General features: G+C 54.3%; 16 protein-coding genes and 3 tRNA genes. 15 read left to right on the top strand and 4 right to left on the bottom strand.

Features of this window, described 5'->3' with window-relative positions:
- Positions 1 to 64 precede the first annotated feature (64 nt).
- Positions 65 to 1,027, bottom strand: a complete 963-nt coding sequence (locus G512_RS0102385; protein WP_081657335.1) for a sugar-binding transcriptional regulator — start codon at positions 1,025 to 1,027, stop codon at positions 65 to 67.
- A gap of 125 nt (positions 1,028 to 1,152) precedes the next feature.
- On the opposite strand from G512_RS0102385, the gene G512_RS0102390 reads away from it, so the two are divergent.
- The 10 genes from G512_RS0102390 (at position 1,153) to G512_RS0102435 (ending at position 11,801) form a co-directional block, all read left to right on the top strand.
- Positions 1,153 to 1,611: an RbsD/FucU family protein gene (locus G512_RS0102390; RefSeq protein WP_051268770.1), complete on the top strand. Its 459-nt coding sequence runs from the start codon at positions 1,153 to 1,155 to the stop codon at positions 1,609 to 1,611.
- On the top strand, positions 1,604 to 2,419 hold the full coding sequence (gene rhaD / locus G512_RS0102395) for a rhamnulose-1-phosphate aldolase (RefSeq protein ID WP_036488039.1): 816 nt from the start codon (positions 1,604 to 1,606) through the stop codon (positions 2,417 to 2,419). Before G512_RS0102390 ends, rhaD begins: the two co-directional genes overlap by 8 nt.
- 232 nt (positions 2,420 to 2,651) lie before the next feature.
- Positions 2,652 to 4,205, top strand: a complete 1,554-nt coding sequence (locus tag G512_RS19765) for a sugar ABC transporter ATP-binding protein (protein ID WP_051268772.1) — start codon at positions 2,652 to 2,654, stop codon at positions 4,203 to 4,205.
- 13 nt (positions 4,206 to 4,218) lie between these two features.
- A complete protein-coding gene (locus G512_RS0102405; protein ID WP_028480320.1) occupies positions 4,219 to 5,202 on the top strand; it encodes an ABC transporter permease in 984 nt (327 codons plus the stop codon).
- Between the two features lie 36 nt (positions 5,203 to 5,238).
- Positions 5,239 to 6,270 (top strand): substrate-binding domain-containing protein, encoded by a 1,032-nt coding sequence (locus G512_RS0102410; RefSeq protein WP_407636260.1) that lies wholly within the window; start codon positions 5,239 to 5,241, stop codon positions 6,268 to 6,270.
- 84 nt (positions 6,271 to 6,354) lie between these two features.
- On the top strand, positions 6,355 to 7,620 hold the full coding sequence (mtnK, locus tag G512_RS0102415) for an S-methyl-5-thioribose kinase (RefSeq protein WP_028480322.1): 1,266 nt from the start codon (positions 6,355 to 6,357) through the stop codon (positions 7,618 to 7,620).
- A gap of 12 nt (positions 7,621 to 7,632) precedes the next feature.
- Positions 7,633 to 8,718, top strand: a complete 1,086-nt coding sequence (gene mtnA / locus G512_RS0102420) for an S-methyl-5-thioribose-1-phosphate isomerase (RefSeq protein ID WP_028480323.1) — start codon at positions 7,633 to 7,635, stop codon at positions 8,716 to 8,718.
- 37 nt (positions 8,719 to 8,755) lie between these two features.
- On the top strand, positions 8,756 to 9,676 hold the full coding sequence (locus G512_RS0102425; protein WP_028480324.1) for a transketolase: 921 nt from the start codon (positions 8,756 to 8,758) through the stop codon (positions 9,674 to 9,676).
- Between the two features lie 12 nt (positions 9,677 to 9,688).
- On the top strand, positions 9,689 to 10,690 hold the full coding sequence (locus G512_RS0102430) for a transketolase family protein (protein ID WP_028480325.1): 1,002 nt from the start codon (positions 9,689 to 9,691) through the stop codon (positions 10,688 to 10,690).
- 1 nt (position 10,691) lies between these two features.
- Positions 10,692 to 11,801, top strand: coding sequence for a RuBisCO large subunit C-terminal-like domain-containing protein (locus G512_RS0102435; RefSeq protein WP_028480326.1), 1,110 nt, complete (start codon positions 10,692 to 10,694; stop codon positions 11,799 to 11,801).
- A gap of 754 nt (positions 11,802 to 12,555) precedes the next feature.
- On the opposite strand, the gene G512_RS0102445 is transcribed toward G512_RS0102435, so the two are convergent.
- Positions 12,556 to 12,813, bottom strand: coding sequence for a hypothetical protein (locus tag G512_RS0102445; RefSeq protein ID WP_028480327.1), 258 nt, complete (start codon positions 12,811 to 12,813; stop codon positions 12,556 to 12,558).
- A 917-nt stretch (positions 12,814 to 13,730) separates the two neighbouring features.
- On the opposite strand from G512_RS0102445, the gene G512_RS0102455 reads away from it, so the two are divergent.
- Positions 13,731 to 14,528 carry a hypothetical protein gene (locus G512_RS0102455; RefSeq protein WP_143181326.1) on the top strand — a complete coding sequence of 266 codons (798 nt, stop codon included), beginning with the start codon at positions 13,731 to 13,733 and terminating at the stop codon, positions 14,526 to 14,528.
- Positions 14,529 to 15,098: 570 nt separating this feature from the next.
- On the opposite strand, the gene G512_RS0102465 is transcribed toward G512_RS0102455, so the two are convergent.
- Positions 15,099 to 15,174: transfer RNA gene (locus G512_RS0102465), tRNA-Thr, on the bottom strand.
- A 385-nt stretch (positions 15,175 to 15,559) separates the two neighbouring features.
- Between G512_RS0102465 and G512_RS0102470 the strand changes: the two genes are divergently transcribed.
- On the top strand, positions 15,560 to 16,246 hold the full coding sequence (locus G512_RS0102470) for an OmpW/AlkL family protein (protein ID WP_028480329.1): 687 nt from the start codon (positions 15,560 to 15,562) through the stop codon (positions 16,244 to 16,246).
- A gap of 78 nt (positions 16,247 to 16,324) precedes the next feature.
- Here G512_RS0102470 and G512_RS19770 read toward each other — a convergent pair whose 3' ends face one another.
- Positions 16,325 to 17,149 (bottom strand): TrmH family RNA methyltransferase, encoded by an 825-nt coding sequence (locus G512_RS19770; RefSeq protein WP_036488044.1) that lies wholly within the window; start codon positions 17,147 to 17,149, stop codon positions 16,325 to 16,327.
- A gap of 444 nt (positions 17,150 to 17,593) precedes the next feature.
- On the opposite strand from G512_RS19770, the gene G512_RS0102480 reads away from it, so the two are divergent.
- The 3 genes from G512_RS0102480 to G512_RS0102490 all read left to right on the top strand — a co-directional run.
- Positions 17,594 to 17,678 (top strand) — tRNA-Tyr (locus tag G512_RS0102480).
- Positions 17,679 to 17,693: 15 nt separating this feature from the next.
- A tRNA-Gly gene (locus tag G512_RS0102485) sits at positions 17,694 to 17,767 on the top strand.
- Positions 17,768 to 17,886: 119 nt separating this feature from the next.
- A partial coding sequence (locus tag G512_RS0102490) for a GTP-binding protein (RefSeq protein WP_028480330.1) occupies positions 17,887 to 18,303 on the top strand: 417 nt, incomplete at its 3' end.

The following is an 18,303-nucleotide window of genomic DNA, read 5'->3' on the forward strand; positions in this document are numbered from 1 at the left end:
ACTCGTTTGCAACGGGGCAGCCTCTGGAGAGGGTGCCCCGTTTTCATGTGCGGTTGGGAAGGTCTCAATCTGCCGTATCCAACAGGAAGCGGGCTGTATCATGGTCGGTGATCAGATCCGATACGAAGCCACCGCGGATGGCAGCTAGAACCGCTTCGTGATTGGTGGGGCCGCCGCCGATCATGATCCGGTTTGGCATCTGACGCAGCTGGGCCAAGTTGACGCCGAGAACACGCAGATCCAGCTCCGTGATGACCGGTCGTCCTTCCGCATCGAGAAAGCGGCCGCAAATGACGCCCACTGCGCCGAGTTGCCGGTATTTCTCCATTTCCTCTTCATTGATGATGCCCGAACGGACAACGGAGTTGCGTGGTGAGCAGTTGCCGATCACGAAAAGGCTGCGGTTGCATTTTTCCAATACGCTGAAGTGAGACCGAACGATGGGTTCGGCTTGTAGTTCAGTGGCAAGTCGTGCACTCGACACGATTGCGGGCACATGCAGGTTCATGCCGTTGCCGTTGAACTTGTTGGCGATCTGGGAGGAGCACTCTTCCGCAGCAAAACCGGATTGGCCGTACATGGATCCGATCATCTGCACCACGCTGACATCATGCAGCGGTTTGCGGGGCAGATGAAGGCTGAGTTCGTGAATGGTCCGGCCCCACGCAACGCCGATCACATCGCCGTCTGCTACCACATGATCAAGGTACATGGCACCAGCCCTCGCAAGGCGAGTGCGCACCGGGGTCTGGCCTTCATCCGCCGGAGCGATGAGAACGTTGTCCAGATTGTATTTGACCTGCAGCTCAGCCGCGACTGCCGCCTTGGCATAGCGTTCCTGATCCAGCGTGATCTTGACGTGTCCCAGTTCGCGGGCTTGCTGAAGGTACTTGACCACACTGGCGCGCGACACCCCAAGGACCTCGGCAATGTCTGTCTGGTTCAATCCGTCCTGATAATACAGCCAGGCGGAGTGGAGGATGGGGTCCTTGTCGAACCAAATAGCGCTGTTGTCTTTTTTCGTCACGCCTATGCCTCACAGTTCTGCAACCGCGGTGCCCGATAGAGCTTGAATTGGTATTTGTACGGAGGCTTATTCATCGGGAATAGCTCCAAATCAGTTTTGATATATGATACAAATGAAAATTGCGAATGACAATTGTAAAAGGTGTGCTCATGCTCAAAACAATCGATCCACTGTTGTCTGCGGACCTGCTCCATGCCCTGGCTTCCATGGGTCACGGAGATACGTTGGTGATCGCAGATGCCAATTTCGCGGCGGCGTCCCGCGCACAGGGTGCTCTCGTCACCATGCCTGGCACCACGTCCAGTGATGTCTTGAAGGCCGTTTTGACTGTATTCCCCGTTGATGCGTTTGATGATTACCCGATCACAGTCATGTCGCAAGGCGATGGTGAAGAACTTCCCGACGCCGCACAAGATTTTCTCAAGATCATTGAGGAGACGGATGAAAAGGGGCGGGGACACCAGATCGTGGACCGGTTCAAGTTTTATGATCTGTCGGAAAAGGCCAGCCTTATCGTCTCGACAACGGACCTGCGCCCCTATGGCTGCCTGATCCTGCAGAAGGGTGTGGTGTTCGATGCCTAAGGGAAATGAGTGGTTACAGTCGGAGTTTGTTGCTGAATTGAAAGAGCTGGCCTTCGCCCTTTGGGACAAGGGGTGGGGAGAGCGGAATGCCGGCAATATCAGCGCGCGTTTGAACCCGCAGCAGATGGATGAATGGGGCGTGGCGGATATGCCGGCGACACAGTGGTATGACCTGCCCAAGCCGGTGCCCGAGCTGGCAGGCCAGTCCATGTTGATGACGGCGAGTGGCGCTTTCATGCGTCACGTGCGAGAAAATCCCGAGCGCGATCTGGGGCTTGTGCGCTTCAGTGCTGATGGTGCGCAGTTTTCGCCGATAGCGGGATACGCCGGGGCCGGACGGCCCTCAAGCGAGATGATCACGCATTTGCTCGTCCACGCCGAACGGCAGGACAAGGGGCAGTCGGTCATCGTGCACACGCATGCCGATTGGCTTTTGTTGATGAGCCACCTTCATGATCAGACCAGCGAGGCGTTTACAAAGACACTGTGGCGAATGTGTTCGGAAAGTCTGATGTTCTTTCCCGATGGTATCGGAGTGGTGCCCTGGATGTTGCCGGGATCGCTGGAGATTGGTGAGGCCTCTGGCGAGCTTGCCAAAACCCACCGGCTGATCCTCTGGGCCTATCACGGGGTGCTGGCGGCTGGTGACTCGCTGGACGATGCGTTTGGATTGATCGAAACCGCAGACAAGGCGGCCATGGTTTACTGTCAGGGGCGCATGGCCGGTACGACGCTGCCGGGAATCACCGATGATCAAATCAAGATGCTTGGTAAACATCTGGGGGTAACGCCAATTTATTCTCTGTAGTACTCCGATATACTGGGTGATGTATTAGGGCGCGCTTAAGTGCCGGCTAAGGGGCGGGGAAACCTGCCCTTTTTCGTTTTCAGATCAGTGATCTTGATATTTCAAGGGCGCCTTTAAATCGATCTGACTACTGCATATTACGTATCTTTCCTCATATATCTACATGCGTTTTGACACTTGTCACTAACATAAAACATATGTAACGTGCCTTTGCTGCTTTGGGGAGAAAGCAATGACGACACAATCCGATACCATCGAGATTTCCGGTATCAAAAAGAGCTTTGGTACCAACACTGTCTTGCATGACATCAGCCTGACAGTGAGCGGCGGGGAGGTTTTGGCTCTGATGGGAGCCAACGGCGCCGGCAAGTCGACCCTCGTGAAAATTTTAAGTGGTGTGTATGACGCGGACGGGGGCAGCATCGCCGTGAATGGTGAACCCTGTACCCTGGATACGCCGCAACAAGCCCGCGACAGCGGCATCGTAACCGTTCACCAGATCATCAATGATGGCGTCGTGCAGGATCTGACGATTGCCGAGAATCTGATCCTGGATCAGCTGTGCGATGGTCGGTTTCCTGCGTTCATGAGCAAATCGGTTTTGCATGAACGGGCACGGGAAGTGGCGGCAACCATTGGCATTGACCTGCCGTTGGACACGCAAGTGGCGGATCTGAGCCAGGCGGACAAACAACTGGTGGCGATTGCCCGTGCTTTGAGCGTCAAGCCGCGCTTGCTCATTCTGGACGAGCCGACATCCAGCTTGTCGGAGCGTGAAGCCCTGCGGTTGTTCGAAGCTGTAGAGCACATGCGCGATCAGGGGGTGGCAATCATGTACATCTCCCACCGCATGTCCGACATCCGCCGCCTTGCAGATCGCATTGCGGCGCTGCGCGAAGGCCGCATCGTTGGACTGTTCGAGAAGCCTCTGGATTATGATGGCGCGGTTCATTCCATGCTGGGCCATGCGGTGGGCGAAGTCATGCATGCCTACAAGGCCGGTGATCAGGCGCGGATGGTGTTCGATCAGGTCAAGCTGGCAGAAGATTCCAGAGCCTTTGATCTTGAGCTGAAGACCGGCCAAATCGTGGCCTTGACCGGGTTGTTGTCGTCAGGCTGCGCTACGGTGGTGGAATGCCTGTTTGGCATGCAGGCTTTCGCGGGCGGTCGTGTGACGCTGGACGGCACGGACTGGCGGGTCAAGTCTCCGCGTGAAGCAATTGATGCGGGTGTCTACATGGTTCAGGAGGACCGCGGGAACAACGCGATCATTCCGGACTTTTCGATCGAGAACAATACAAGCCTGCCGTTTTTGAAAAGCTTTTCCTGGTTCAGTTTCATCAACCGGGAACGAGAGAAGGCTCGCGTCAAGGAAGCCATTGATCTGACGCGGGTAAAGTACACCGATCCTACACATGAGATGATGACCTTGTCTGGCGGCAACCAGCAAAAGGTCATGGTTGCCCGGTGGATGCTGGAGAACTGCCGGGTGTTGCTGCTCAACGAACCCTTTCAAGGTGTCGACATTTCATCACGGCGCCAAATCGGCAAGCTGCTGCGCGAGACCGCGCAAGACCGGGTGACCATTGCCGTTTGTACGGACGTGGAGGAAGCCCTCGAGATCGCGGATCGGGTGATTGTCTTCAACCACAACAATCTGGTGGGCGACCATCGGATTGATCAGATCGATATGGCGACCTTGATCAAGCAGATCGCAGCGGCCCCCGATGCCGATCTGCCCAGCTCTTCTTCAGCACCAGCTCAAGCAACAGAACTTCACGCCTGATCGGGAGGATCAGATGACAAATTTTCGCGACCAAGCCATTAAATACGGCTTGCTTGTCCTATTGGCGGCGATGATCGTGTTCTTCTCCATCGCGCAGCCTGCATTCCTGAGCATGATTAACGTGTTCATCATTTTGCAGTCGGTTTCCATCGTGGCCATTCTGGCCCTGGGAGTAACGGCTACGCTGGCGGTCAACGGTTTTGACCTGTCCATCGGCTCCACTGCTGCCTTTTCGATGATGATGGCGTCTTACGTCATGATCGTTTTTGATGGCGGCACCACTGCAGCGATTTTGACGGCGCTCGGCGTGGGTGTTCTGGTGGGGCTCGTGAACGGGTTCATGACAGTCCAGATGCGCGTGCCGGACCTCTTGGCCACACTGGGCATGATGTTTCTGCTTTTGGGCCTTCAGTTGATACCGACGCAAGGCCGCTCAATTGCTGCCGGCATGAGCCTTTCGGGCGGGGAAACCGCACCGGGCAAATTCACCGAGGCATTCCTGTTCCTTGGCCGGGCTCGTTTGTTCGACATCATTCCGGTGCCGGTGGTCATCATGCTGGTGTTGGCCGTCATCACTTACCTGTTTCTGGAACGCACACGCCATGGCCGTGTCATGTACGCCATTGGCTCGAACGAGCGTGCCGCGCACCTCGCCGGGGCCCGTGTGAAGTTTTACCGCTACCTGGCCTATGTCATGTCAGGTGTCTATTCCTCCATTGGCGGCATCCTGCTTGCAGCTCGCATCGGGCGAGGAGATGTGAGTTCGGGTAACTCGCTGCTGATGGACGGCGTTGCTGCAGCCCTGATCGGCTTTGCAGTGCTCGGGGCCGCTCGGCCCAATGCGCAAGGGTCTGCCATTGGTGCGCTTCTGGTTGGTGTTCTGCTGAACGGCCTGACCATGATGAACACCCCTTACTACACGCAGGACTTCATCAAGGGCCTCGTTCTCGTTGCTGCCCTGATGTTCACCTTCGGCCTATCCAAAAAGCGCGCGTGATTCACCCGCATTCATCAATAACCGGGAGACTTGATGATGAAATCCATGTTGAACAAGTTCGGTCTGGCTGTTGCCTCCATTGCCTTGATGGCAACAGGAGCGCAGGCGGAGGATGTGAAATCGCCTTTCGAAGGTGAGGGGATGCGCATTGCGCATGTTCGCTACCTGTCTCAGGGGGATTTCCCCGAGCTGTATCTATCCGGTGTACGGGCTCAGGCTGAAGCGCTGGGGCTGGAGCTGGACGTTTATGATGCCCGGCAGGATGCCTCCATCCAGCGCAACCAGCTGGAACAGGCCATCATGAAAGGCTACGACGGCATTATTCTGCAGCACGGTTTCACGGATTCCCTGAAGGATCTGGCAGACATGGCCGTCCAGAACGGCATCAAGGTTGTTGCCTTTGACGTGAATGCCGACAATGCGGAAATTCCGCAGATCAATCAGGACGATCACTTGATTGCCCGCATGTCGCTGGAACAGGCCGTCAAGGACAATGGCAATGCGTGGAAGGCGGCGTATGTTTATGTGCCGGGCATTCCGCCACTTGATCGTCGCGACGAGGTGTTCGAGGAGTTCAAGAAGAAGTACTCCGGCATTGAAGAAGTGGCTCGTTTCGGTACCCTGAACAATCCGATCCCGAACCAGGTGGCTGACCAGGCTGCTGCTGTGTTCCGCGCCAATCCGGATATCACGGTGGCGTTCTCGCCTTACGATGAGTTCGCCAAGGGCATCAAGATTGCCGTTGATGAAGCCGGGCTGACCGATAGCGTCAAGATTTACTCCGCCGACATTTCCAACTCGGACATTCAGGCCATGCGTGAGCCGGGCAGTGCGTGGGTTGCAACCACCGCCACGAACCCCGCGATCATGGGTCAGGTCAGCGTGCGCGCATTGGCCTACCTGCTGAACGATATGGATCCGGGCAAGCAGGTAACCGTGCCGCCGGTGTTGATCACTCAGGAAATGCTGAATGCATTGGACATCAACAACATGAACGATCTGGTGGACAAGGTTTCCAGCTTCTCTGAATCGGACGTACTGGCCGCTGAGTGGATGCCACTCCCATAAGCCAAGTGACTTGCACGTGGGTGGAGGCGTTGCGCATGCCTCCACCCGGTCCCCCGATCACGTCGATGCAATGATAGGTGCAATATGACTGTCGTAGCTCCAGAAGGCTATAAGATCCAAACCGTTGAAACGCTGCCGAGCTATCTGGTGACAAAGCTGCCCCCTGAACTCGAGCTGGGAGGCGCTCCGGAAAGCTGGGAAGTGAAAGAGGTTGGTGATGGCAACCTGAACCTTGTGTTCATTGTTTCAGGCTCGCGCAAAACCATTGTTGTGAAGCAAGCCGTACCATATGTGCGCGCTGCCGGCGAGGGATGGCCATTGCCGTTGACCCGCGCGTTTTTCGAGTTCCACGGCTTGGTGGAAGAACGCCGTTTCGCCGGATCGACCGTGCCGGAAGCCTATTTCTATGATGACCAGATGGCGCTGTTTGCGATGGAATTCCTGTCGCCTCACGTCATCTTGCGCAAGGAACTCATTGCCGGGAAAAAGTTTCCGAATCTGGCCAAGGATATTGGCAGTTTCCTGGCTCATACGCTGTTTAATACCTCTGATCTGGGAATGGACCCGGCAGAGAAGAAGGAACTGGTTCAGCGCTTTTGTGTGAACTCCGATCTGTGCCGGATTACAGAAGACCTGATCTTTACCGAACCGTTCTTTGATGCGCCGCGCAACAACTGGACCACGCCGCAACTGGATGACACGATCAAGGCGATCTGGAATGATGCCGAGATCATTCAGGTGGCAATGAAATACAAGCTCAAGTTCATGAGCGAAGCTCAGGCGCTGCTACATGGTGATTTGCACTCTGGCTCCATCATGGTCACCGAAGCGGAAACCAAGGTCATTGACCCTGAGTTCGGGTTCTATGGCCCCATGGCGTTCGATATCGGCAACTATATCGGCAACCTGTTCTTTGCCTACTATGCGCAGCCGGGGCACCGCGCCTCTGAAGCTGAAGTAGAAGACTATCAAGCTTGGCTGCTTGGACAAGTTACCGAGACCTGGCAGGTATTCGAGGCCACCTTCCGCAAGCTCTGGACGGAAAAGCAGGTGGGCGAAGCCTATCCGCGCATTCTGTATCAGGACGGAACGCACGGTGAGGCTTTGTTGAACGCCGCTCAGGATGACTTTTTCCGCAGTTTGTTCATCGACACACTCGCCAATGCCGGGCTGGAGATGCACCGCCGCATCATCGGTTTTGCGGGTGTAGCGGACTTTAAAGACATTGAGGATGCCGACCTGCGGGCCGGTTTGGAAAAAAGGGCGCTGAAGCTGGCGCGCCAGTTGATGGTAGCCCCCGAGAGTTTTTCGGGTTTTGCTGATGTGAATGCCTACGCAAAACAGTGCTGAGGGAGAAACGAGATGAAAATTGGCGATAAACACTACCGCTCGGTCTGGGTTGCAGAAGATGGGCGCACGGTTCAAATCCTGGATCAGACCAAGTTGCCATACGAGTTGGAGATCCTTGACCTGAATACGGTGACGGATGCAGCAACCTCGATCCGTGACATGTGGGTCCGTGGTGCGCCGTTGATTGGTGCGGTGGCAGCCTACGGCGTGGCACTGGCCATGAAGAAGGACACCAGCGATGCCAACCTGCAGGCAGCTTATGACGAGTTGATCGTGACACGTCCAACGGCGATCAATCTGAAGTGGGCGCTGGATCGCATCTGTCCGGCTTTGAAAGAAGTCGATCCGGCAGAGCGTTTGACGGCGGCCTATGCGCTGGCAGGTGAAATTGCGGATGAGGACGTCCAGATCAACAATCAGATCGGCGAAAACGGACTGAAGATCATTCGCGAAATTGCCGCTAAAAAGCAGCCCGGCGAGACCATCAACATTCTGACCCACTGCAATGCGGGTTGGTTGGCAACTGTGGATTGGGGCACAGCGCTGTCTCCGATTTACAAGGCCTACAATGAGGGCATCAAGGTTCATGTTTGGGTGGATGAAACCCGTCCGCGCAACCAGGGCGGTCTGACCTCCTTTGAACTGGGTAGCCACGGCGTGCCGCACACCCTCATTGCAGACAATGCCGGCGGGCACCTGATGCAACATGGTGAAGTGGATCTTTGCATTGTCGGTACGGATCGTACGACGGCGCGAGGTGACGTGTGCAACAAGATCGGCACCTATCTGAAGGCATTGGCTGCAAAGGCGAACGGTGTCCCGTTCTATGTGGCGTTGCCGTCTCCAACCATCGACTGGACGGTTTGGGATGGGGTGAAGGAAATCCCCATCGAGCAGCGCGATGGCAAGGAACAGTCGCATGTTTTCGGCATCGGGCCAGATGGCACCCGGACGTGGGTGAATACGGCACCAGAGGGAACAACCTGCGGCAACTACGCCTTTGATGTGACCCCGGCTGAGTATGTCACGGGACTGATTACCGAGCGCGGTGTGTGTGAGGCTTCTCCCGAGGGGCTGAAGGCGCTGTTCGAGAAATAAGACGCGGTGAAGGCCGACAACTCTTAGGAACTGAAAAATGAAGAACCAGGAATCCGAAGTCGTTGCTCTCGGAATAAGGAAACGTGTGTTTGAGCACACGATCAAGAACAACGGCGGTTATCTTTCTCAGGCGTGTTCTGCTGCAGACAGCCTGGCTGTGCTCTACGAAGATGTGTTGAACCTTGGCCCCAGCATTGCGCCGGAAATTCCGGCGCCCTTTGGCGGTGTCCCGGCCCCTGACAACCCAAACTCCTTTACCGGGGCAGGGTATCACGGTGAGTTCGCATCCCATTACGACCGCTTCATCATCAGCCCGGCGCACTATGCGCTGGTGATCTATGCCGCGCTCATTGAAGTGGGCCGGATGGCACCGGAAGGGCTGAAGATGTTCAACAAGGACGGCTCGTCCGTTGAAATGATCGGTGCGGAACACTCGCCCGGCATGGAAGTGACCAATGGCTCGCTGGCTCAGGGGCTTTCCATGGCCTCCGGCATTGCCTTTGCCCGTAAACGGCGCGGCGATGAGGGCCGGGTGTTCGTTTACATGTCTGACGGTGAGTTCGAAGAAGGTCAGACGTGGGAATGCTTTGCCAACATGGCGCACCACAAGATCAATAATGTGACCTGTGTGGTGGACTACAACGCGCAGCAGTGCGATGGGGCCATGAGTGCGGTGACCGAAATCGGTGACCTTGTGGGCAAGTTGAAGGCGTTTGGCGCCGACGCCGTTTTGGTGGACGGTCACGATCACGATGCCTTGCGGGAGGCCATGAACCGGCGCAGTGAAACCGGTCCGGTTGTGGTGATTGCAAAGACGTCGCCGTTCCAGGGTATGGACTACCTGCAAAAACGTTTCCCGCGTCTGCACTACGTACGCTTCACCTCTGAAGACGAGAAGATCGAGTTGCGCGATGCCATCGCCGAGCAGCTTGGCGTCAATGTGGACGAGATCGAGTAGAGGTCGAGAAAAATGGAAATTGCAATCAAACCTTATGTGAAGTCTTTCATCGACTTCGCCAGTCAGCGTCCTGAAGTGCTGTGCCTTTCCGCTGACCTCACCAGCTCATGCGAGGTGGACAAGTTCCGCGATCAGTATCCGGAGCAGTTTCTTTCCTGTGGTATGGCCGAGCAGAACATGTTGTCTTTTGCAGGTGGTCTTGCCATGGAAGGGTACCGCCCCTTCCTGCACACCTTCGCGGTGTTCCTGTATCGCCGTCCGTTGGACCAGCTGATCAACTCGGTTGCCTATTCCAATCGCAAGGTTCGGTTGATGGGCTTCCTGCCGGGCATCACAACACCGGGGGGGATTACCCACCAGGCGATTGAAGATGTGGCGATCATGCGGGCGATCCCGAACATGACCATTCTGGAAACCGGGGATGCCACGGAAGTGGAAACCGTGTTGCCGGTGGCCGATGCGGTGGACGGACCGGTTTATGTGCGCGTGTTGCGCGGGCAGGTGCCGCGCCTGTTCTCAACCCCGTTTGAGTTCAACAAACTGCGTTGCCTTTCTGAGGGCAAGGACCTGCTCGTTGTGACCTCCGGCATATGCACCGAGGAAGCCCTGCGCGCGACCGCAGTGCTCAAGGAAAAGGGTGTAGGCGTGCGCCATGTTCATGCCAGCACCTTGAAGCCTTTTGACAAGGAAACACTTCTTGAGCACATGAGCCAGGTCGATGGCGGGGTTATTACCCTGGAGAACCATACGATCGTGGGCGGGCTCGGCAGCATCGTTTCGGAGATCATTGCCGAAGAGGGTATTGGCAAAAAGCTGATCCGTTTGGGCCTGAAAGACACCTTTGCTCATGGGGCCTCCAAGGGGTACCTGATGGAAAAGTATGGTCTTGATGCCAAGGCGTTGGTGGAGGCCGTTGAAACCCTGAGTGGGCAAAAAACGGGCATCACCGCGGATGATCTGGCCGAGGCGCGGATTGATGACGTGCATTCGGCAGCAAAGGCGGAGGCGCTCTGATATGGATCGTTTCACTGTTACCTATCATGTGACAGGCCAAGAGGACGAGATTGCCAAGCGCGCGCTTGGCATCGCCCTTGAGCAGACCATAGAGCTGCCCGCAAACCTTGCAACGCCGGGCTTTGTTGCCGACGAAGTGGTGGGACAGATCCTTTCCACCGAGGCTTTGGGCGGGGATGTGTGGGAGGTGAAAATCTCCTATCACCCGGATGCTGCGGGCGGCGAGCTGACCCAGCTTTTGAACGTGATCTTCGGCAACTCTTCCATCCAGAGCGGCATTCGTCTGGCCTCCTTTGAGTTGACAGAGGCCATGATGGCGCAGTTCAAGGGGCCACGGTTTGGCGTTGCTGGCCTGCGGGAGCTGGTGGGCGTGCCCGAAAAGCCGCTGATCCAGACCGCACTGAAACCCATGGGCACGGATGCCAAGGGCCTTGCAGAGCTGGCCTACAAGTTCGCTCTGGGCGGTGTGGACGTGATCAAGGATGACCACGGTCTTGCCAACCAGGTGTGGGCGCCGTTTGAAGAGCGGGTGGAAGCGTGCGTTGCTGCCGTCAACAAGGCCAATGCGGAGACGGGCGGCAAAACCGTTTACGCGCCGAATGTTTCCGGCGACTTCACGGCCGTGATGCAGTGGGCAAAGTTTGCCAAGCAGGCCGGGGCAGGGGCGCTTTTGCTGTGTCCGGGGCTTACTGGGTTTGATGCCATGCGCACCATTGCCGATGATGACAGCATCGCGCTGCCCATCATTGCGCACCCCTCTCTGCTGGGCGGCAATGTCACCTCCCAAGCTTCAGGGTTCAGCCACCGGGTGCTGTTTGGTCAGATTGCCCGCCTGTGCGGGGCAGATTCCTCCGTTTACCCCAACTACGGCGGGCGGTTTGGTTTTTCCAAGCAGGAGTGTCTTTCCATCGTTGATGGCTGCTTGAGCGCGTGGGGCCACCTGAAGACCGTATTCCCGACACCGGGTGGGGGCATGACTCTGGACCGGGTGGAAGACATGCAGGCCACCTATGGCAATGAGGTCATGTATCTCATTGGCGGCGGCCTTTATGGACTGACGGATGATCTGGTGAAGTCTACCCGCATCTTCCGCGAGGCGCTTGGCCGCTAAAGCCTGATTGCTGCAAAGACCAAAGGCCCGGTTCGTTCCTGCGCACCGGGCCTTTTTCGTGTTTTCGCTTGGCGGGCTGGGTAGGACTGGTCAGACCAATGCATCGTCTGCGCGATCGCGCTCTTAATGCGCGTAAAGTCTCGGGAAGGGCGGTAGCCAATCCTCGCAGCCAGAGTGCTTTTCAGTCGAGTTCTGTATTTCAAGCAAGAGTATTGTGCGGAGTGTCTTGCCGACCTGCTTAATGAGCTGATCGCCCGGCGCTGTAACCGGGTACCGAAGACCATGGCGTGGGCAGGTCCGACGGCACAGTGGGGGCGGACAAGGAAGGGGGGCAGATCGCCTCGATTGAGACCATGACACTTGCTCTTGGGGGGGGGCGGTGGGTGTGTCTGCCAACGGTAGCAACGAACTGCGCTTAAGGCTCAGTGCCGTGCGCCAAGAACGCGGATGATTGACGGTCATCGGCCACGCCTCTTTATTAGCCCCAATTGCAAAATGCTGACACGCGGTTTCGCGAGCGGGTACAAATATAAGAAGCGGGCCAATGATAGCGGGCCGGCCTATGATCCGGAGTTAAGCAAGAATGAATATTCCCATCCGCATGACGGGCTCCGTTATCTGGTGCTCGGGTATCGTGGTCGACCAACTGTTGTTAGTGGATCTGTTGGCTCATCGAGACCTCAGTCTGCTCCGCAGCAGTATAAAGATCTACGAAAACGACAAAGCCTTTTCGATCCGCATCAAGTTTAATTTGTTATAGGTTTTTTGATTCAAAATCACTGATTAACACTTCGATCGCAATCTCTTCAACGGGTCGGGGATCAAAGTAAGTTACTTCCATATCGCCCACAACTTCTTTGCGAATATAAATCTTGCTTGGAATGAAATTTTTACTTGCCAAATTATCGTTCAATGGTCGGATCACACCATATATTTCGCCCGATTCTCGGAATACTATGGCCATGAAACGTTGTTTTTTAAATTCAAATTCCTTTTCAACAATATTCGACATATTGTCGTTCCTTTTTTCTTTGTTAATGATTTTGTTTGCTAAATGAATCTCAAGGAGCGACAAATGGGAGTGTATTTTCGAAGGTGCCAATCAAAATGACGGCAGCAAACCCACACCATAAGTCTTTTGCATAATATGTAAATATTTAGAAACAGATTATTATAACCTCCTCTCTCTTTGGCGTCAAGGATGTTTTTTGGGCTGTGGATATTTTGCATGTCGGCTGTACGAGTAAAGTGCTGATTCTTGGGGTTGCCAGGGGTTCAAGTACAAGAAACGTACAAATGACAGTGGCCCTATGATCCGGAGCCAAGCAAAAAACGAGTATTCCCACCCTCATTACGGGCTGCAGTATCTGGTACTTGGGTATCGTGGGCGGTCTACCGTGGTGAGCGGATCCTCTGGTTCATCGAGAAGTCAATCATCTGCGCGACCCAAGAAGCACTAGCGAAAACGGAAGGGTGCTTTCGATCTACATCGGTTTTAGCTATCGGTACTGGATTGCAGCGACTGGAGGTAAGTATATTCCGCGATTTCTTGAGCCTCCTCTTTTGTGGCGCAATATCCGCAACCAGGTTTCCGATGGTTGTTAGCGACCCAAAACCATGGATGTTGGTGGCCGGAAGCAACTTGTCTGTAAACACGCATTGAAGAATAATTGTTGTTGGGGTCCTACGCTACGCCATCGTCTTGGACATCGAGCCAGGTTCTATGCCATTTGAATTTCAGCACCATTATTGCATCTTCTAGTTAGATTGTTCCCTAAGTAATCATATACGATCGCGAGCACGCTTCCTAACCAACCCTCAGCAAAAATAGATTGGCACTGTAGGAGTTGAATAACCTCTGCAGTTAGGGTCGACCTCTTTTTGGTGTCGCTTTTCCAAAGTTGCAACTATTGCTAAATGAACTGATGTATGGATTCGTTGATTGAGTTGATGTCTGGTTATTTTGAAATCCGAAATGAAGAAGATTTATTTCGAGCAATTGAAATATTTAAAGCAAATGAATGGGTACAAGATTGCAAAATTAGGTTTGTTGGTTGGCCGCACTATGAGATCAGGATTAAAGGTACAGATTTTAAAGGTGGTGTACCTACAAGAATAATGCCTGCTCTCTTAGAGTTACAAAATTCTATTAATAAAGCATATTCCCGCGCTGTTTATGGAAAACAAAAAAGACTAAGTGCCGAGGACAAAAAGAAAACCGAACTAATTGTACATCTTGAGGAGGGGTCGACACTTTTTGGGGTTGACCTTACAGAGGTTCTTAACAGGGTGGTAGACAAAGCAATGGGCAAGCTTACCGGACCTCAGATAGTTATCACGATCTTGGGCTTGGCGGCGGTTGTGGGAACTACCTACGTTAAAGTTGCTGATATCAACTCTCGTGCAATCGAAAAGGAAATTGATTTCAGGATTCTGCAGACTGAGGAGGAAACTAAGCGCTATGAGAAAATTGTTGAAATTGCGAAGCAAAATACCTTTGTCAATGAACAACTGGCCGACACAATCAAAGCGCAGTCAACACTAATCGCAAAGCTTGATGAGGATGACGAAGTTTACGAAAAAGATACTCTGCTTGTGAATGGCAGGGTTTCAAAGAAACTTCTTAAAGAAGAAAAGGTTCCAAAACTACAAACCCGCTTGGACGGCAATTACATCATACTCTCGGTAGATTCGGGCGAGGTTCAAGATGGATATCGCGCAAAGTAAAAAACATCGCAACAGGTGAAGAGTTTGCGGTTCATATCCCGCAAGGTACGTTGCCTGAAGACCAGCTTAAAGAACTCCAAAGAGGCGAGTGGGGCAAGAAGGCACTAAAGATGAAAATCAATGCCACAATGCAGCGTGGGAAAATACTTAGCGCCACACTTGTGAAAACGGAAAAAATACTGTTCGGAGAAGGTTATCAGACAAACTAGCCAAAGTAGACCGGAGAGTTCCTTTTCCCTGAAAAAATGCGAGTTGGTTGTTGCCATTGGCCGCCCCGAGATTCGAGGCTCAGGCCCATCGCAGCGTGTAAATGGTCAGCGCAAAAATACATCAATATGGCACGGCTCTATCAGGAGCAAAACCAAACCCAAGGAACCGTCGCCTGAAAACAAATGCGCGCAAAATTATGGACACTGCCCCAGATACAGCGGCTAGACGAGGACTTCTTCTCCGATTAGGCGCATTTCTCCGTGCTTACTGGGTGATTGCTGGAGCTTTGGCGAGAGGGCAGATATACAAAAAGCTACAGAGTTGCAGCTTGTAAGTCACTGGCTTCAAAAAAGGAAAGCGTGGTGCCGGCAGCAGGGATCGAACCCGCGACCCCCTGATTACAAGTCAGGTGCTCTACCATCTGAGCTATACCGGCGTCGCTGGAGGGGCTTTTAAGGGGCTCTGGCCGGTTTGTAAATGCTTTTGGAAAAATTCTTTTCGGAAATTCACAGCTGTACTGGCTGAGGGGTGCGCGTGGTTTTCCCGGTCTCCCATTTCTCGGATTTTTCAGCGTGAAAAATCCACAAGCCTTTGATGCCAAGCCGGAAATCCACATTGCCCTCTTAACACGCGCTGAAGGTCGATTTGGCGATCTATTCTTGGGTGAGGTTGAATCGATTTTCTATTTTGCCTGGAAACTAAAGCGATTTCAGTGCCTTTTATTTTTTCAAATATCAATTTGATGCAACTCAATGTTCCTAGCGAATACTACCAATAGTTGTTTTTCTCTTGGGAGAAACCACAGAGAGTTGGAGGGAGAGATGGGTTTCACGAAAACCATTGGTTGTTTGGGTGTCGTTGCCATGATGGCGCCTGCAGGGCAGGCCTTGGCTGCGGATCTGGGTGCGTCACAAGATGAAGCTGTGATGGCCGCAGTATCTCAGAGAAGCCCTTGGCAGGTCCGTGTCCGTGCCCTTGGTGTGATCACAGAAGACAACGGGAATGTTGATGGAATTGCTGGCTCTGATCTTTCCTATTCAGATACAGTCATTCCTGAGCTCGACATCACCTACTACTTTACGGAGAACATTGCAGCGGAGCTCATTCTTGGCACCACGTGGGCCGATGTGAAGGCGGAGGGATCAATTTCGGGACTGGGAACGGTAGGGGAGGCCTGGCTTTTACCGCCCACACTGACGCTTCAGTATCATTTTACCAACTTCGGTCAGTTCAAGCCCTATGTGGGGGCCGGTGTGAACTACACGATCTTCTATAATCAGGATGGCAAAAATGCCATGTCGGATCTTGATATCGAAAATACGTGGGGTGCGGCGCTGCAAGTAGGCTTCGACTACATGATTGACGAGAGTTGGGGGGTAAACCTGGATGTGAAGAAGCTCTTTCTGGAGCCGGATTACGATATCACCATGAATGACGGCACAAAGCTTTCCGGTAAGGCTGAGCTGAACCCGTGGCTGGTGGGCGCGGGTATTACCTATCGTTTTTAACAGTTGATGAGAAAGAAACGGCCCGCCAGTAGAATTTGGCGGGCCGTCGGATTCCGGTGGGAAGAGATCCGCGTGCCTTCAGGAAAGCCCCATCTGCATCCGCGCAACATACAGGGAAAGCACAGCGGCGTTAGACACGTTGAGGGACTTGATCTCGCCGGGCATGTCCAGCCGGGCGAGGGTGTCACAGGCCTCGCGTACGCCCTGACGCACGCCTTTGCCTTCTGAGCCCAGAACAAGCAGTGTCTTCTCGGAAAATTCCGTGTTCTCCAATGCAGCAGGGCCTTCACTGTCCAGCGCAATGGCCTGATACCCCTGTTCGCGCATTTCCTTAACGAAGCGGGCCATGTTCGGCACGCGGACATGGCGGATCATATCGAGGGCGCCGGAGGCGGTTTTTGCCAAAACGGGGCCTTCTTCAGGCGCGTGACGGCGAGTTGTTACAACCGCGTCTGCTGACAGAGCGACGGCCGAACGCAGGATTGCGCCAACGTTGTGCGGGTCGGTCACCTGGTCGAGAGCCAGAACCAGCTTTCCGCCCTGCAGCTCTTCCGCGCCATAGTGGGGCAGGGGATCCACATATAAAGCTGCGCCTTGATGAACGGCGTCCTTCGGCAGGAGCTTGTCGATCGCGCGCGGGCTTTGAAGTTCAACAGGAACATCCGGCCTTACGCCGCGCTCTTCAAGGCGGCGTAGCGCGTTCTGGCTGATAACCAGTTTGTGGCGCGTGCGGGCCGGATTGGCAAAGGCGGCTTCGACCGTGTGGAGGCCATAAATATAAAAGGGGCCGTCATCAGGATCAGTGCGGCTGGTCATGGCCTTTTTCTTCCATGGAGGAATGTGACCCTTGCCGGTGCCGAAGGATTTGTCTTTTGTAGGTTTGGGGCGTTTGTTCTGGCTCATGACGTGCAGCGATACATTGACGGGCACTACTGTTCAACTGAGAATTACGAATCTCCCCTGTGATGCCGCGGGCCTGTGATGCACCGATAAAGGGCGGGCCGGAATCACCTGAGCACCTTGTGCTGCTTTGCCAGTTCAAAAGACAAGGTATTGTGATCAAAGCGCGTGGGGTGCGACAGTTATTCAATCAAGCGCCGCCAATCTTGGGATTCTGCGTTGTGCCTCAGGGTTTTTTGCGAAAATCAGGAGGCGGAAATAACGTGCGAGCGGGAATTCACAGTGGTTCCTGTTGTTTTTGCACAATCTGTTATAAATGGCCGTTGACAGAGCGGGCCGACAACTGCATAAACCGCGCCACAGGAACGCGGCGCACAAGTAGTGCGCTCGCCGATCTGACGAAGCAGTCCAACCGCGTAACCATCGTGGATTGGGCGCAGATGTTTCGGAGGAGTGCCCGAGTGGCTAAAGGGGGCGGACTGTAAATCCGCTGGCTATGCCTACGTTGGTTCGAATCCAACCTCCTCCACCATCATCTGCTGCGGACGCGGGTGTAGCTCAATGGTAGAGCAGAAGCCTTCCAAGCTTAAGACGAGGGTTCGATTCCCTTCACCCGCTCCAATTCCTGCTCGTCGATTGCAGCGATCCTAAAGGTTTTTGATGGGGCACCGGACAGTGGTTTCAGGCTCCGCCTAAAGGCCTTGATGTCTGAATTGCAGATTGGATAGAGAGTTACGCCTATGGCGAAGGAAAAATTTGACCGTACGAAGCCACACGTCAACATCGGCACAATCGGCCACGTTGACCATGGCAAGACCACTCTGACTGCTGCTATCACCAAGCAGTTCGGTGACTTCAAGGCTTATGACGAAATCGACGGTGCGCCGGAAGAGAAGGCTCGTGGTATCACGATCTCGACCGCTCACGTTGAGTACGAAACCGACGCTCGTCACTATGCTCACGTTGACTGCCCAGGTCACGCTGACTACGTGAAGAACATGATCACCGGTGCAGCGCAGATGGACGGCGCCATTCTGGTTGTGAACGCAGCTGACGGCCCAATGCCGCAGACCCGCGAGCACATCCTTCTGGCTCGTCAGGTTGGTGTTCCGGCCCTGGTTGTGTTCCTGAACAAGGTTGATCAGGTAGACGACGAA

Origin of the sequence: Pseudovibrio exalbescens DSM 16456, assembly GCF_000422785.1 — a bacterium.
GTDB classification, from domain to species: domain Bacteria; phylum Pseudomonadota; class Alphaproteobacteria; order Rhizobiales; family Stappiaceae; genus Pseudovibrio; species Pseudovibrio exalbescens.

Bases quoted from the DNA above. Each gene is read 5' to 3' on its own strand.
- G512_RS0102390 (WP_051268770.1), top strand. From the start codon at position 1,153: ATGACAATTGTAAAAGGTGTGCTCATGCTCAAAACAATCGATCCACTG.
- G512_RS19765 (WP_051268772.1), top strand. From the start codon at position 2,652: ATGACGACACAATCCGATACCATCGAGATTTCCGGTATCAAAAAGAGC.
- G512_RS0102430 (WP_028480325.1), top strand. From the start codon at position 9,689: ATGGAAATTGCAATCAAACCTTATGTGAAGTCTTTCATCGACTTCGCC.
- G512_RS0102425 (WP_028480324.1), top strand. From the start codon at position 8,756: ATGAAGAACCAGGAATCCGAAGTCGTTGCTCTCGGAATAAGGAAACGT.
- G512_RS0102455 (WP_143181326.1), top strand. From the start codon at position 13,731: ATGGATTCGTTGATTGAGTTGATGTCTGGTTATTTTGAAATCCGAAAT.
- G512_RS0102470 (WP_028480329.1), top strand. From the start codon at position 15,560: ATGGGTTTCACGAAAACCATTGGTTGTTTGGGTGTCGTTGCCATGATG.
- mtnA (WP_028480323.1), top strand. From the start codon at position 7,633: ATGAAAATTGGCGATAAACACTACCGCTCGGTCTGGGTTGCAGAAGAT.
- G512_RS19770 (WP_036488044.1), bottom strand. From the start codon at position 17,149: ATGAGCCAGAACAAACGCCCCAAACCTACAAAAGACAAATCCTTCGGC.
- G512_RS0102405 (WP_028480320.1), top strand. From the start codon at position 4,219: ATGACAAATTTTCGCGACCAAGCCATTAAATACGGCTTGCTTGTCCTA.
- mtnK (WP_028480322.1), top strand. From the start codon at position 6,355: ATGACTGTCGTAGCTCCAGAAGGCTATAAGATCCAAACCGTTGAAACG.
- G512_RS0102445 (WP_028480327.1), bottom strand. From the start codon at position 12,813: ATGTCGAATATTGTTGAAAAGGAATTTGAATTTAAAAAACAACGTTTC.
- G512_RS0102410 (WP_407636260.1), top strand. From the start codon at position 5,239: ATGAAATCCATGTTGAACAAGTTCGGTCTGGCTGTTGCCTCCATTGCC.
- rhaD (WP_036488039.1), top strand. From the start codon at position 1,604: ATGCCTAAGGGAAATGAGTGGTTACAGTCGGAGTTTGTTGCTGAATTG.
- G512_RS0102435 (WP_028480326.1), top strand. From the start codon at position 10,692: ATGGATCGTTTCACTGTTACCTATCATGTGACAGGCCAAGAGGACGAG.